Origin of the sequence: Escherichia sp. KS167_9B (assembly GCF_030295215.1) — a bacterium.
GTDB lineage: Bacteria > Pseudomonadota > Gammaproteobacteria > Enterobacterales > Enterobacteriaceae > Escherichia > Escherichia coli_F.
This window is the reverse complement of record NZ_AP025754.1, coordinates 4,648,577-4,662,347: the sequence shown is the minus strand read 5'-3', so window position 1 is coordinate 4,662,347 and position 13,771 is coordinate 4,648,577. Positions and strand designations below refer to the sequence as shown.

At 52.7% G+C, this 13,771-nt stretch carries 12 protein-coding genes; 5 read left to right on the top strand and 7 right to left on the bottom strand.

Annotated elements, in window-relative coordinates; translation table 11 throughout:
- Positions 1-119: 119 nt before the first annotated feature.
- From uvrD to lptM, 6 genes are all read right to left on the bottom strand, one after another.
- Entirely contained in the window at positions 120-2,282 is a 2,163-nt protein-coding gene (gene uvrD / locus QUE34_RS23320; protein ID WP_032304162.1) for a DNA helicase II, read from the bottom strand.
- 83 nt (positions 2,283-2,365) lie between these two features.
- Positions 2,366-3,082, bottom strand: coding sequence for a 5-amino-6-(5-phospho-D-ribitylamino)uracil phosphatase YigB (gene yigB / locus QUE34_RS23315; RefSeq protein ID WP_001213569.1), 717 nt, complete (start codon positions 3,080-3,082; stop codon positions 2,366-2,368).
- Positions 3,082-3,978: a tyrosine recombinase XerC gene (xerC, locus tag QUE34_RS23310; protein WP_000130685.1), complete on the bottom strand. Its 897-nt coding sequence runs from the start codon at positions 3,976-3,978 to the stop codon at positions 3,082-3,084. The genes yigB and xerC overlap by 1 nt, the downstream gene beginning before the upstream one ends.
- Entirely contained in the window at positions 3,975-4,682 is a 708-nt protein-coding gene (locus tag QUE34_RS23305; protein WP_000812785.1) for a DUF484 domain-containing protein, read from the bottom strand. The genes xerC and QUE34_RS23305 overlap by 4 nt, the downstream gene beginning before the upstream one ends.
- The gene (dapF, locus tag QUE34_RS23300) at positions 4,679-5,503 is read right to left on the bottom strand and encodes a diaminopimelate epimerase (protein ID WP_032304160.1); all 825 of its coding nucleotides are present in this window, start codon (positions 5,501-5,503) and stop codon (positions 4,679-4,681) included. Before dapF ends, QUE34_RS23305 begins: the two co-directional genes overlap by 4 nt.
- 36 nt (positions 5,504-5,539) lie before the next feature.
- The gene (gene lptM / locus QUE34_RS23295; protein WP_000799889.1) at positions 5,540-5,743 is read right to left on the bottom strand and encodes an LPS translocon maturation chaperone LptM; all 204 of its coding nucleotides are present in this window, start codon (positions 5,741-5,743) and stop codon (positions 5,540-5,542) included.
- A 188-nt stretch (positions 5,744-5,931) separates the two neighbouring features.
- Between lptM and QUE34_RS23290 the strand changes: the two genes are divergently transcribed.
- Genes QUE34_RS23290 through cyaY form a run of 3 tightly spaced genes read left to right on the top strand, consistent with a single transcriptional unit; the run spans position 5,932 to position 9,103 of the window.
- Positions 5,932-7,410, top strand: a complete 1,479-nt coding sequence (locus tag QUE34_RS23290) for a hypothetical protein (RefSeq protein ID WP_032304159.1) — start codon at positions 5,932-5,934, stop codon at positions 7,408-7,410.
- Positions 7,407-8,735, top strand: coding sequence for a hypothetical protein (locus QUE34_RS23285; protein WP_032304157.1), 1,329 nt, complete (start codon positions 7,407-7,409; stop codon positions 8,733-8,735). The genes QUE34_RS23290 and QUE34_RS23285 overlap by 4 nt, the downstream gene beginning before the upstream one ends.
- Positions 8,736-8,782: 47 nt before the next feature.
- Positions 8,783-9,103, top strand: coding sequence for an iron donor protein CyaY (gene cyaY, locus QUE34_RS23280; protein ID WP_000999963.1), 321 nt, complete (start codon positions 8,783-8,785; stop codon positions 9,101-9,103).
- A 39-nt stretch (positions 9,104-9,142) separates the two neighbouring features.
- Here cyaY and cyaA read toward each other — a convergent pair whose 3' ends face one another.
- The gene (gene cyaA, locus QUE34_RS23275; protein WP_000281697.1) at positions 9,143-11,689 is read right to left on the bottom strand and encodes a class I adenylate cyclase; all 2,547 of its coding nucleotides are present in this window, start codon (positions 11,687-11,689) and stop codon (positions 9,143-9,145) included.
- A gap of 386 nt (positions 11,690-12,075) precedes the next feature.
- Between cyaA and hemC the strand changes: the two genes are divergently transcribed.
- The gene (gene hemC, locus QUE34_RS23270; protein ID WP_001355383.1) at positions 12,076-13,017 is read left to right on the top strand and encodes a hydroxymethylbilane synthase; all 942 of its coding nucleotides are present in this window, start codon (positions 12,076-12,078) and stop codon (positions 13,015-13,017) included.
- Positions 13,014-13,754, top strand: coding sequence for a uroporphyrinogen-III synthase (gene hemD, locus QUE34_RS23265; protein WP_032304154.1), 741 nt, complete (start codon positions 13,014-13,016; stop codon positions 13,752-13,754). Before hemC ends, hemD begins: the two co-directional genes overlap by 4 nt.
- The last annotated feature ends 17 nt before the right edge of the window (positions 13,755-13,771 follow it).

Sequence of the window (13,771 nt, the reverse complement as noted above, 5' to 3'; positions counted from 1 at the left end):
TATGGTGCAGATGCCGGATGCGGCGTAAACGCCTTACCCGGCCTACATGACATTGCAATTTATTGAATCTACATGATTTTGTAGGCCGGATAAGGTGCGCAGCACCGCATCCGGCAACGTTATACCGTCTCCAGCCGGGCGTAAGCCGCCACCAGCCATTTAATACCCTGGCCCTGAAATGCCACCTGCAAACGACTATGTTCGCCGCTGCCTTCCATATTGACGATAGTCCCTTCACCAAACTTGGCGTGTCGTACGCGCTGGCCGAGTTTGTAACCGCTGTCGTTCTCAACCATCGGCGTACCCATACGCTGATGGCTGACCGGGCGGCTTACCGTAGCGCGTAAACGCACCTCTTCCACACACTCTTCCGGCAACTCGCCAATAAAACGCGACGGGCGATGGTAAACCTCTTTGCCATACAGACGCCGGGTTTCCGCGTAGGTCAGCGTCAGTTTCTGCATCGCGCGGGTTACGCCAACGTAGGCCAGACGGCGTTCTTCTTCCAGACGCCCGCCTTCATCCAGCGACATCTGGCTTGGGAACATGCCCTCTTCCATACCGACAATAAACACCTGCGGGAATTCCAGACCTTTCGCCGAGTGTAGCGTCATCAGCTGTACCGCATCCTGCCAGGTATCCGCCTGCCCTTCACCTGCTTCCAGTGCCGCATGGGAGAGGAACGCCTGCAGCGGCATTAAATCTTCGTCTTCTTCGTTGTAGCTGAACTGGCGCGTTGCCGTCACCAGTTCCTCTAAGTTTTCGATACGCGTCTGGCCTTTTTCGCCCTTCTCTTGCTCGTACATGGTGCGCAGGCCGGAGTCTTTAATTACCCGATCAGTCTGTACATGCAGCGGCATATCGGCAGTTTCTTGCGCTAAGGCGTCGATCAGTTCCATAAACCGTTGCAAAGCGCTGGCAGCACGTCCGGCGAGGGCTTTTTCCTGCAACAGTTCACGACATGCCTGCCAGAGTGTTAACTGGCGATCGCGCGATGTCTGACGTACCACGTCCAGCGTCCGGTCACCAATACCCCGCGTTGGCGTATTCACCACGCGCTCAAAGGCCGCGTCGTCGTTACGGTTGGCAATCAGGCGCAGATACGAGAGCGCATCTTTGATTTCCTGGCGTTCGAAGAAGCGCATCCCGCCATAAATACGGTACGGCATACTGGCTTGTAATAACGCCTCTTCCAGTACACGCGACTGGGCATTGCTACGATAGAGAATGGCGCACTCGGCGAGCGCCCCGCCGTTGTCCTGCCAGGTCTTGATGCGGTTAACAACAAAACGCGCTTCGTCGAGTTCGTTAAAAGCGCAATAGAGGGAAATCGGCTCACCGTCCGCGCCATCGGTCCACAACTTTTTACCCAAACGCCCGTTGTTGTTTTCAATCAAGGCGTTCGCCGCGCTCAGGATATTGCTAGTGGAGCGGTAGTTTTGCTCCAGACGGATAGTTTCGGCACCGGGGAAATCATTGAGGAAACGCTGAATATTCTCCACCTGCGCCCCGCGCCAGCCGTAGATTGACTGGTCGTCATCGCCAACAATCATCACTTTGCCAGTATCGCCCGCCAGCAGGCGGATCCACGCGTACTGAATGTTGTTGGTATCCTGGAATTCGTCTACCAGGATATTGGTAAAACGTTCGCGGTAGTGTTGCAGGATATGCGGCTTGTTAAGCCACAGTTCGTGGGCGCGTAGCAGTAGTTCAGCGAAGTCTACCAGGCCCGCGCGGTCGCACGCTTCCTGATACGCCTGGTACACCTTCTGCCAGGTCTGCTCCACCGGATTACCGTAGCTTTGAATATGATGCGGACGCAGCCCTTCATCTTTCTGGCTGTTGATGTACCACATTGCCTGGCGCGGCGGCCACTGCTTCTCGTCGAGGTTCATGGCTTTGATCAGACGCTTAAGCAGGCGCAGCTGGTCTTCGCTGTCGAGGATCTGGAAATCCTGCGGCAGGTTGGCGTCCATATGGTGCGCACGCAGCAGACGGTGTGCCAGCCCGTGGAAAGTGCCGACCCATATACCGCCCTGGCTGGTACCCATCAGTTGCCCGATACGATGGCGCATTTCCGCCGCCGCTTTGTTGGTAAATGTCACCGCCATAATCGAGTACGGCGAGCAGTTTTCCACGCTCATCAGCCAGGCGATACGATGCACCAGTACGCGCGTCTTACCACTGCCCGCGCCCGCCAGCACCAGAAGGTTGCTGCGTGGCGCGGCCACCGCTTCGCGCTGTTTGTCATTAAGGCTGTCGAGCAGGTAAGAAACGTCCATTGGCACCGCCGCGTAAAAATAGGTTGGGCGGAGAAGCGCAACGCCCTCCGCCAAAAAGCTGGGTATATATACAGATTTGCTGATTATATCAGCGAGGTCAGAGATGCCAACCGGGAAATTTCCAGATGCGGGAGTAAACGGCTGTCCCAGGTTTGCATCAGATCGCCATTTTCCGGTCTGATCCAACAGGCCTGCATTCCGCTGCGAATTGCCCCACCCACGTCAGTGGTGAGATCGTCCCCGACATGTAAGATCTCACCGATCGGCACGTTGAGTTTTTCCGCCGCCAGGAAGTACATATCGCTGAACGGTTTCGAGCGCCCGTGCGGACCAGCGCGCAGCACAAACTCAAAATAATGCCCCAAACCAAACAGCTCCGGCTGGGCGTTACCGTTGGTGATCGCCACCAGCGGCCATTTCTTCGCCAGCTGTTTTAAGGTGTCGTGCGTTTGCTGCGGAACGTCGATCCGGCTACGCCATTTGGCAAAGTTGATCATTGCCGCGTGTGCGCCTGCACTGGCCTCTTCCGCGCTCAGCCCGGCATCAAGCATCGCTTGTTCTATTGAGCGAAAACGCCAGCGCGTCACATCATGATAAATCTCGGGTTCCGCTTCCCGTACCGCCTGACGCAGACGTTGCAGATCTTCATTCTGGAAGCTGCGCAGCGCCGGATGGTAATTTTGCACAAAGGTAAGCGCCTCCTGCTCAGTGCGCAAAATCACCGGACGGTTATCGTAAAGGGTATCATCCAGGTCAAAGGTGAGCGCCGAGATGCGCCCCAAAGGCCGGTAAAAACGCATTATTTCCCCCGTTTGGCGCGTGGATGCGCCGCATCGTACACCGAGGCAAGGTGTTGAAAATCAAGATGAGTATAGATTTGCGTGGTAGAAAGGTTGGCATGACCCAGCAGCTCCTGTACACCACGAAGATCACCGCTCGACTCCAGCATATGCGTAGCGAACGAGTGACGTAATTTATGCGGGTGAACGTGATTATTCAGCCCTTGTTTTATGCCCCATTCGGCAAAGCGTTTCTGCACATTACGCGCGGAGATACGCTTGCCCAGTTTCGACAGAAAAAGCGCGTCGTCTTCGCTACCAAACAGGTCGCGCAAATCAAGCCAGTGCTCAATCCACGCCACGGCGTTGCGACCAATCGGCAGGCGGCGCTCTTTGCTGCCTTTCCCCATCACCCACACTTCACCGGACTCCAGGTCGAGGTGTTTGATATCGAGCCCCACCAGTTCGGAAAGACGCAGACCCGCACCGTACATTACTTCCAGCATTGCCCGATCGCGCACGGCGAGGGGATCGTTGATATCAATATCCAGCAGCCGATTTATATCATCGACGTCGATATTTTTCGGCAGATGACGCGGCGCTTTCGGTGCCGAAACACCTTTCGCCGGGTTGGCTTTAAGTTCGTTCTGGCTGACCAACCAGTCAAAAAAGCTACGTAGCGCAGAGAGGCGTAATGCGAGGCTTGCCGCGCCCAGCCCTTTACGGCGACTGCGTACAGCGAAATTGCGCACCATCGCCGCATCACATTGCTGCCAGCTTTGCAGGCCGTTTTCGCTGGCAAAATTGATGATCGCCTCAAGTTGGCGCTGGTAGTTAAGCAGGGTTATCGGGCTAAGCTGACGCTCCACGCTCAGATAACGTAGGTAGCGTTCTACATCGGTGTGTAAATCGGTCATACGCGTTCAATCCAACGCTCCAGAAGCTCCGGCAACATCAGCGCAATTTCATGAAGTAACTGCGTTCCCTGCCCTTGTTGATAGTGACTGGCATCGCGGCTGGTGAACAGCACGACACCCAAATCAGCATCGCTTCCCAGCATCGACATCGCCACCGATCCCACCGCTTTCGCTTCCGGTAGCACCACCAGCAGCTCCGGTCCGTTAAGCGGCCCAAGATAGTGCTGTTCCTGCCCCAGACGCTGAATACGCAGCGGTTCGAAAGACTGACGGCTTAATGCGAGATGAGTGTGGTTCGACGGCGCACCTAAGCGCCAGCGATCCGGAAACAGGCGCAGACTCGCACCTGCCAGGCCGAGATCGCGCGCCCAGCGGTGAAAACGCATCAGCATATCGTCGAGACTGCTGGCGGCTGTGAGACTACGCTGCAGGTAAAGTAAGCGATAGAACAAGCCTTCGTTGGCGATAGCCTGTTCCATCAACAGCGCCATGTTCTCTTCCAGAACATGAATATGATGACGTGCGCGGGCCATGTGCCACTCGACCAACGAAACGGTGCCGCGTACCGGATGCGGCACACGTATCGCTTCTACTGCGCGCGCATTGCGGATAAAAAACTCAGGATTTTTAATCAGATAATCGACAACCGCCCGGTCATCTAGCTCCGTGAGTGTTTCCTGTAGTTCTTCCCCTGGTTGCTTCATAGATGAATAAATCCGTCGTAGACATGTACCGCCGGCCCCGTCATATATAAGGGGTGACCCGGACCTTTCCAGGCGATATCAAGACGACCGCCGGGGAGTTCCACACGTACTTCTTCGGCCAGCAAACCTTGCTGAATCCCTACCGCCACCGCCGCACACGCGCCGCTGCCGCAGGCCTGGGTTTCTCCTGCCCCACGCTCATAAACGCGTAAACGAATATGCTCGCGCTTAACCACTTGCATAAAACCGATATTAGCGCGCTCCGGAAAACGTTCGTGGCTTTCCAGAACAGGACCAAGCGTTTCTACCGCCGCAGTATCGACATCATCAACCTGAATCACGCAGTGCGGATTTCCCATCGACACCACGCCGCATAAGATTGTCTGCTCGGCGGCGCGCATAATATAGGTCTTTTCCGCTTTGTTAGCGCGAAATGGCACGGCAGAAGGTTCGAAGTTGGGTTCGCCCATATTGACGCGCACCAGATCGTCATCGGTGACGGTCAGAACCATCCGCCCGTTGGCAGTGCTGACGCGGATATCGCGCTTATTGGTCAGCCCTTTCAGGCGCACAAAGCGGGCAAAGCAGCGCGCGCCGTTGCCGCACTGCGTCACTTCACTGCCATCAGCATTGAAAATGCGATAGTGAAAATCCAGTTCCGGATCATACGGTGGCTCAACCACCAGCAGTTGGTCAAACCCTATCCCCAGGTGCCGATCCGCCAGGCGACGAATCAGTTCTGGTGAAAAAAAGACATTCTGCGTTACCGCGTCGACGACCATAAAATCGTTGCCAAGGCCATGCATTTTCGAGAACTGCATCATTTACTCCAATCACGCGGGTACAGAAACTGACTTTTAGTAATTCACCTGGGATGGGCCATCGCCAGTGGCGCGGTCGTTTTTATCCGGCACCGTGGATTGCGTTTGCGTCTCTACCGGTTTGGTCGGTGGCGGTGCGTTTTTATCTGCAGGCGGGAAATAGAGCGGACCTTTCAGACCGCAGCCCGTCAGGCTGAAGAGAGTAAGTAATACAGTGAGTGCCTTAAACACGTTTTTCATTATGGATTGCCTGTAAAGTTCATCGCTTTCTGCTTTCTATCATCGCAGGAGAAGACGTAAAAGCAAGCGTTTAGCGACTCTTTATGAAGTCTGAAAAATGAGGAATTGCTGCGAGTATAACGCTTACACGTGGGGATTTATGTTTTGCTGGTAGTTTCGTGATCGGCACCTCGCGCCAGGATGGCTTTATGCACTATCGCAATGTGGTTTGTTTGTTGTCTTGTTCGTTATTCTTATCCCCGGCATGGGGATGTCGGCTTTCCGCGCCTGAACATAATATTTACCAGAAACAGGGAAAAGGCGTGGTGTACCTGCGCCCTTATAAAGAAACAAATCTTTCTCTACCTGACGTGAATTACAAGAGTTTGCGTCGTTTACCTAATTTATTAATAGACGCAACAACACAAGATGAATGGAATAAAGAACCACCTCTGACTGATCTAACAACTGACAACCTCTATGAGGGCGCACAAGCCTGGTATCCCCATTACTCCTGGCATAGCGATGGTCGCTATATCCTCTACGCGGGTGAAGTAGTGCAAAATCCTCACGACGCACCACCCGTCGATATCGCCTCATTCAAGGCATGGGGAGATTTTGCCGCGGATAAACACAGTCTCTATTTTGAAGGCAAGCGCACCGATAACAATGGCGGGGGAAATAGCTTAGATATCAAAACACTGCATCAGGTGGAATTCCGGCCTCCCTGGGATCCTGACTTACTGGGGCTGATATTACGTGACGCTAATTTCTTGTATATCAATGGGCATCGCCTCGCAGATCCCGATAGTTTCCGTGTGCTGGCACAAAAGTCATGGGATCAGCGAGGAAAGTTTTCTACCGCGTTTAATCCCTGTGTGGCTATGCCATTTGGCCCCTGGGATACCCTGGCTCGTACACGGACCAAAATCCTGATCAACGGCGAACAGCTTGATGCCGACCCGGACACCTTTTCCGTCGTGCGCTGGATGCCCGGCTCACTCTTGACCTGGCGTGATAAAAACGGGCTACAGCGTAAAGTCCTCGACAAGGAAAATCTGGCGTGGGATGAAGATTTAACAAAGCACTGTCTGGATTTTTCTCTGCTGGAAAAGAAAGTGTTCTGGCGTAAAGGGCCTGCTTGTAAACAGGAAGAATTACCGGGGCTCGATCCTGAACAGTTCCACCCCATCAGTGATGCTGTCGCCCAGTATCAGGATTCGCTTTATACCATCATCGAAACAGAGTCTGGTGACCGCAAGCTGGAGATCGTAAAACTTGATGATCCCAATCTTATTATCAACAAACGTTTCAACGCCGGGAAACGCCATGGCTATTTACTTACGCGTGCCGAAGGGTGGCCAAACCATTCCGGTTTACACGTGTTTGAATCTGACGGACCGCTGATCTTACTGGATAACCACTCTCCGGATGAACGCGAAGCCCATCTTGATGACCATCCCTTTTTGCGCAGATGGTATGCCCGCGATAACCGCTACGTTTACAGCTTTGATGGCGCGCAGCTCTGGCGATACCGCACTGCGGATCCGAAACAAGTTCGCTTAATCTGGAAGGAACAACATTCGGGATATGGCTACGGGGTAAATTACAAAACGGGATATCTGGACGGAAAAATTACCGATGACGGCGAATTTATTCCTGCCCCGCGCAATGAGGCGACAAAATGAAAGGTCAAATAATCACTGTTGCACTCATCCTGTTGGGGCACATATTTCTGACGCCTGCTGTACAGGCCATAGGGTTCGACTATTACAATGATCACGGTGTTATGTCTTACGGTAAAGGTTATGGGGAGGATGAGAAAATCATTGCCCAATTTCCGAAGATGAACAGAGCCGATTTACGCCTTGTGACAAATATATCCAGGGAGCGGGAGTTGGTGGAAGGCTATATACCCACCGATGAAATAAGCATAAAAAATGAGGAATACCACTGGGTGACAGACGGCCGCGTTATTCTCTGGCGTGGCAAAATCGTTAGCAATCCACCGGGAACACCCACTGTCGATATTGCCAGCTTTCAGGCTATGGGCCGCTTCGCGGTCGATAAATATAGCCTCTATTTTGACGGACAGCGCACCGAAAGTAATAGCGGCGCGTCACGTGTTGATCTGGCGACACTAAAAGCTATCGAAGGTAACTCTACCACGCTGGTGGATAGTAAAAATCTCTATTTGTCCGGTCGACGTCAGGGGAGCAGCAGTAATGTTACTGTATTAGAAAAAAGATGGTGGGGTATTAATCCACGTCTTATGAGTGTAAACAGAAATTTGTATTCCAATGATCTGCTTATCCGCAGTGGGCAGAATATTTATTTAAATGGCGTTCACCTTACGGCGAATGCAGACTCATTTGAGATAATTCGCTGGATACCTCATTCACTGCTGGTTTTTCGCGACAATAAGGGTATGCATCGTTATCCCTTTGGGCAATTGTCTGGCAAAGCGATACCCGTAGATGATGACGTCTCTTTTGAAGTAGGGGAAAGTCGCGTTCGCTGGCGTAAACAGCTCACGTCCGACCGTCAGTGGAGCCAGTGGATAGACCTACCAGGTATTGAACCTGAACAATTTCATCTGATTACTGACAATATTGCGCAGTATAAAGATCGGCTGTATGTAACAAAATTATCGACTTTTGGTGAAGACCAGCTTGAAATAATCCCGCTGGATTTGCCAGACCTGGTCATTGATCACTCATTTAATCGCGGCAAACAGCATGCTTACTTTATCCACCAATTACGGTCACGCAAGAGCGTGCAAATTATTCCAGTTAACGGCCCGCTAACTAAAAACGATCGCTTTGCTTATGACGATCGCAATGTTTATACATGGACCGATACAGAGGTAAGGATTACACCCTCCCCCTGCCCAGCGAAAACATACGTCAGAGAAAAGAATGTCCGTGAAATTCATAATAGCGACATTATTATTCCGGTGACGGAGGAATCGTGCCGGAACGCAGCAGCAGACGGGCAAACTTTGAAGCCCTGACACCATGCCGCTATACTGCCGCCATCACCTAAAAACAGGAAACAACAATGAACGACAGTGAATTTCATCGCCTGGCCGATACCCTGTGGCTGACCATTGAAGAACGTCTGGATGACTGGGATGGCGACAGCGATATCGACTGCGAAATCAACGGCGGTGTGCTGACCATTACCTTTGAAAATGGCAGCAAAATCATTATCAACCGTCAGGAACCGCTGCACCAGGTTTGGCTGGCAACCAAACAGGGCGGCTACCATTTTGATCTGAAAGGCGACGAATGGATTTGCGACCGTAGCGGCGAAACCTTCTGGGATTTGCTGGAACAGGCGGCAACGCAGCAAGCGGGTGAAACAGTCAGTTTCCGCTAAGATTGCATGCCGGATAAGCCTCGCTTTCCGGCACGCTCATCACGAAAAATACTGCTGTAATAGCGGCGTGTCGTGATCCTGATTGGCAGGCGGCATGTTGCCGATAGATTTGGTGCGGAACGGAATCACCTGTTCACGACCATCAACCTTCACAATTTGATAGAACTGCGGCAGGTTGAAGTTGATGAAGCTTGAGCCGTAGGTGAAACGGTCGTGCGAAGACGAGTAGAAGCGACTGACGTCACGCACCAGTTCCTCTTTGCTGCCTTCGCAGTGGTGATACACCTCAACCCGGTTGCTTTCGTCGAGAATGTAGATATTAAAGCCATTCTCGTCTTGCGTTTCTTCGAAGAAGAACTGGATGATCCCTTCGCTGGCAAAGCCGTCCACCACCGCCGGTAATTTGACGTGATTGGTTTCAACCTGCACTGACAGGCCGTGCAGTTTGTTATGCGAAATAGCGCCATAAAACTCGATGGCATTTTCCAGTTTCTGTACCGATACATTCAGGCGTTCGAAGAATAAGCCCCAAGTTTGACCAGAAACGCGCAGCGCCTTGAAGCGCCCGGTTTCCTGGCGGGTGCTGGAAAGACGCAGTTCAATGCACTCAGAAACCAGTTGCTGCACGCGAGTACGGATTAAGCCGCGCAGATGCTGGCTGTAGCAGAAGACTTCCACGCTATCTGGCGGTGCGGCGTCCTGATGCATTTTGCCGAGAATGGTTTTCAGGGCTTCGATCATCGACTGCTCGCCGTTGAAGTGCAGCGTACGCACTTCGTTCCACGAGTTGCGGTACAGCAGGTCAACGCTACCTACCAGGCAATTTTGGTTTTCGCCAAAGCTGAAGACGTCCAGCTTACGGAAATCAAAATGCACCACCTGATTGCGGAACGCAGCTGTCGGGTCATATTCCAGGTTAACGATAATCGCCAGATGGCGAATTTCACACGGGCTGTAGAGCGCTTTTGGCGTCGGTGCAGGCAGGCGCAGCGGGAAATGGTGCGACACATCGGCGACCATCTCCTGCAACTTAGGCAAATCGACAATGCCGTTGCCTTTAATATACAAGCGGGTGCGCGAGGTCAGCAGGCCGTTAAACCATGCCCACGCCACCAGTTTATTCAGGTAACGGTTATATTCCAGCGGCTGATGGCTGATGATCGACTCAATATTTGGCGCGCGGTTATACAGATACCAACCTGAACGGTTAGCCCGGCCCGGCGGCACATAAATAAAGGTCAGATTCGGTTCCGAGAGATCGGGCGAAATCTGCGGGTTTACCAGCGTCACTTTACCTGGCAATGCTTCAAACGCGGCGTACAGTTTACGCGTCAGAACACCGATATCCTGTGGGCTGGCGGAGACGCTAAGGTTATTGCGACGCGCAAAGCGGATCAGATTACGGTAGCTCTGCATCATTGCATCGAGCAGCTCGTTGTGCGCCTCACGCACCTGATCAATCTTCCAGTTAGCGCGGTTATCGAGCATTGCAAGACGACCATCGTCCCATTCCCACTCTTTCACTAACTGGGTTAGCACTTCACGACGCCAGCCTACACAGGCGCGTTCACGGCTGAGTTTTTCGCACACTTTTAAATAGAAGCAGCGACGCACTAAATCCAGACGGGTGAAATCTTCAATCGCCGTCAGGTATTCAGTAACACGCTCCAGCATCATGCAGTACGGATCGAGACCAAACGATACAATCTCGCCGTCGTGCAAACGCTGTTTGATATCTTTCGCCAGCAGACGTGGGTTCGGGTATTCCCAGGAATAGGCTTCCAGCAGCAGTGTTTTCAGTACCGCTTTGTATGGGGAATCGATACTCTTGTAGAGCTGCCAAAGGCTGGCACCAAAGTACTCTTCAGCAGAAAGCGAGCTTAAGCCACCGAGATCCAGCCATTCATTTGGCGTCAGCACGCCCTGCGCGTAAAGCGTCATCACATAGTCATCGTAATGCTCTTCTTCGTCACACGGCACCATATTCCACAGAATACGCTTACCGGCGAGACGCACGGCGGTACGATAAAATTCGTCAAGCAGCAGTATATGCTGGGTGGAGCCACAATCTTCGCCCCCCAGGCTGCCGCTTTCATTATGACGGAAGCGATTTTCATCAATCAGGAAGAAGCTAACTTCCACGCCCAGCGAGGCGGCCCAGCTTTCCAGCAGGCTGCATTTACGTTGTAGTAACTGGCGCTCTTCGCTATCAAGCCAGGATTGATGACAGACCCAGATATCCAGGTCAGAGGAACAACTTTGCCCTACGGACGAGGTGCTGCCCATGGTGTATACACCAGTAATTGGAAGCTCACCTTTCGGCGGATCCTGTACTGACATTCCACGATACAGTTCAAGCTCGTTCAGGTAGTGGCGTTGAGTTTCATCAGGCGTGTAAAGGCAAATGCCTTTGGGAACGTTACCATCAAGGTAACCCGGCATTAGCGGATGGTGATAGTGCAACAATGTCGGCAGTAGACTGTAGACCTGTTGGAATGCAGGCCCCATAGCAGCAAGCGCGCGATCCACGCGCAATTGATTTATGGCATCCAGTCTCTGTTTCAGAGTCTCAATATAGAGGTACAAGACGTATCGCCTGATTTGCTACCCGTCATGACTGTGATTCCGCCAACATCAACGGTAACACGCGGCATTCGGGATATTTCGTATGTCAAAGGTAACCGTTACCACTTTTCGCGCCTGGTTTTTTTAGTTTCACGACGAAAAAATGGTCTAAAACGTGATCAATTTAACACCTTGCTGATTGACCGTAAAGAAAGATGCGCTACATACAAGTGTAGCACCGTTTATTCTCTGTAAATTCCTTATTACGACGGCGTGAAACGCCTGTCAGGATCCACTGCCAGACCTCATTTTACGGTTTGCGCAGGCGTCTACGTTTCACCACAACACTGACATCGCTCTGGCAAGGATGTTAGGATGGACCACGGATGATAATGACGGTAACAAGCATGTTAGACAATGTTTTAAGAATTGCCACACGCCAAAGCCCACTTGCACTCTGGCAGGCACACTATGTCAAAGACAAGTTAATGGCGAGCCATCCGGGTCTGGTCGTTGAACTGGTACCGATGGTGACGCGCGGCGATGTGATTCTTGATACGCCGCTGGCGAAAGTAGGCGGAAAAGGTTTATTTGTTAAAGAGCTGGAAGTCGCGCTCCTGGAGAATCGCGCCGATATCGCCGTACATTCAATGAAAGATGTGCCGGTTGAATTCCCGCAAGGTCTGGGGCTGGTCACCATTTGCGAGCGTGAAGATCCTCGCGATGCCTTTGTGTCCAATAACTATGACAGTCTGGATGCGTTACCTGCAGGCAGTATCGTCGGGACGTCCAGTTTACGTCGCCAGTGCCAACTGGCTGAACGCCGCCCGGATCTGATTATCCGCTCCCTGCGCGGCAACGTCGGCACTCGCCTGAGCAAACTGGATAACGGCGAATACGATGCCATCATTCTTGCCGTAGCCGGACTAAAACGTTTAGGTCTGGAGTCACGCATTCGCGCCGCGTTGCCACCCGAGATTTCTCTTCCGGCGGTAGGACAAGGTGCGGTCGGTATTGAATGCCGCCTTAATGATACTCGCACTCGCGAGCTGCTTGCCGCGCTGAATCACCACGAAACTGCACTGCGTGTTACCGCAGAACGCGCCATGAATACCCGTCTCGAAGGCGGATGTCAGGTGCCAATTGGTAGCTACGCCGAGCTTATTGATGGCGAAATCTGGCTGCGTGCGCTGGTCGGCGCGCCGGACGGTTCGCAGATTATTCGCGGTGAACGCCGCGGTGCGCCGCAAGATGCCGAACAAATGGGGATTTCGCTGGCAGAAGAGCTACTGAATAACGGCGCGCGCGAGATCCTTGCTGAAGTCTATAACGGAGACGCCCCGGCATGAGTATCCTGGTCACCCGCCCGTCTCCCGCTGGAGAAGAGTTAGTGAGCCGTCTGCGCACACTGGGGCAGGTGGCCTGGCATTTTCCGCTGATTAAGTTTTCTCCGGGTCGACAATTACCGCAACTTGCTGATCAACTGGCAGCGCTGGGGGAGAGGGATCTGTTGTTTGCCCTCTCGCAACACGCGGTTGCTTTTGCCCAATCACAGCTGCATCAGCAAGATCGTAAATGGCCCCGACTACCTGATTATTTTGCCATTGGACGGACCACCGCACTGGCGCTACATACCGTAAGCGGACAGAAGATTCTCTACCCGCAGGATCGGGAAATCAGCGAAGTCTTGCTACAATTACCTGAATTACAAAATATTGCGGGCAAACGTGCGTTGATATTGCGTGGCAATGGCGGTCGTGAGCTGATTGGGGATACCCTGACGGCGCGCGGTGCTGAGGTCACTTTTTGTGAATGTTATCAACGATGCGCAATCCATTACGATGGTGCAGAAGAAGCGATGCGCTGGCAATCCCGCGAGGTGACGACGGTCGTTGTTACCAGCGGTGAAATGTTGCAGCAACTCTGGTCGCTGATCCCACAATGGTATCGTGAGCACTGGTTACTACGCTGTCGACTATTGGTCGTCAGTGAGCGTTTGGCGAAACTCGCCCGGGAACTGGGCTGGCAAGACATTAAGGTCGCCGATAACGCTGACAACGATGCGCTTTTACGGGCATTACAATAACTCTCATAACAGGAAGC

Coding starts and splice junctions, on each gene's coding strand:
- uvrD (WP_032304162.1), bottom strand. CDS start 2,282: ATGGACGTTTCTTACCTGCTCGACAGCCTTAATGACAAACAGCGCGAA.
- yigB (WP_001213569.1), bottom strand. CDS start 3,082: ATGCGTTTTTACCGGCCTTTGGGGCGCATCTCGGCGCTCACCTTTGAC.
- xerC (WP_000130685.1), bottom strand. CDS start 3,978: ATGACCGATTTACACACCGATGTAGAACGCTACCTACGTTATCTGAGC.
- QUE34_RS23305 (WP_000812785.1), bottom strand. CDS start 4,682: ATGAAGCAACCAGGGGAAGAACTACAGGAAACACTCACGGAGCTAGAT.
- dapF (WP_032304160.1), bottom strand. CDS start 5,503: ATGCAGTTCTCGAAAATGCATGGCCTTGGCAACGATTTTATGGTCGTC.
- lptM (WP_000799889.1), bottom strand. CDS start 5,743: ATGAAAAACGTGTTTAAGGCACTCACTGTATTACTTACTCTCTTCAGC.
- QUE34_RS23290 (WP_032304159.1), top strand. CDS start 5,932: ATGCACTATCGCAATGTGGTTTGTTTGTTGTCTTGTTCGTTATTCTTA.
- QUE34_RS23285 (WP_032304157.1), top strand. CDS start 7,407: ATGAAAGGTCAAATAATCACTGTTGCACTCATCCTGTTGGGGCACATA.
- cyaY (WP_000999963.1), top strand. CDS start 8,783: ATGAACGACAGTGAATTTCATCGCCTGGCCGATACCCTGTGGCTGACC.
- hemC (WP_001355383.1), top strand. CDS start 12,076: ATGTTAGACAATGTTTTAAGAATTGCCACACGCCAAAGCCCACTTGCA.
- hemD (WP_032304154.1), top strand. CDS start 13,014: ATGAGTATCCTGGTCACCCGCCCGTCTCCCGCTGGAGAAGAGTTAGTG.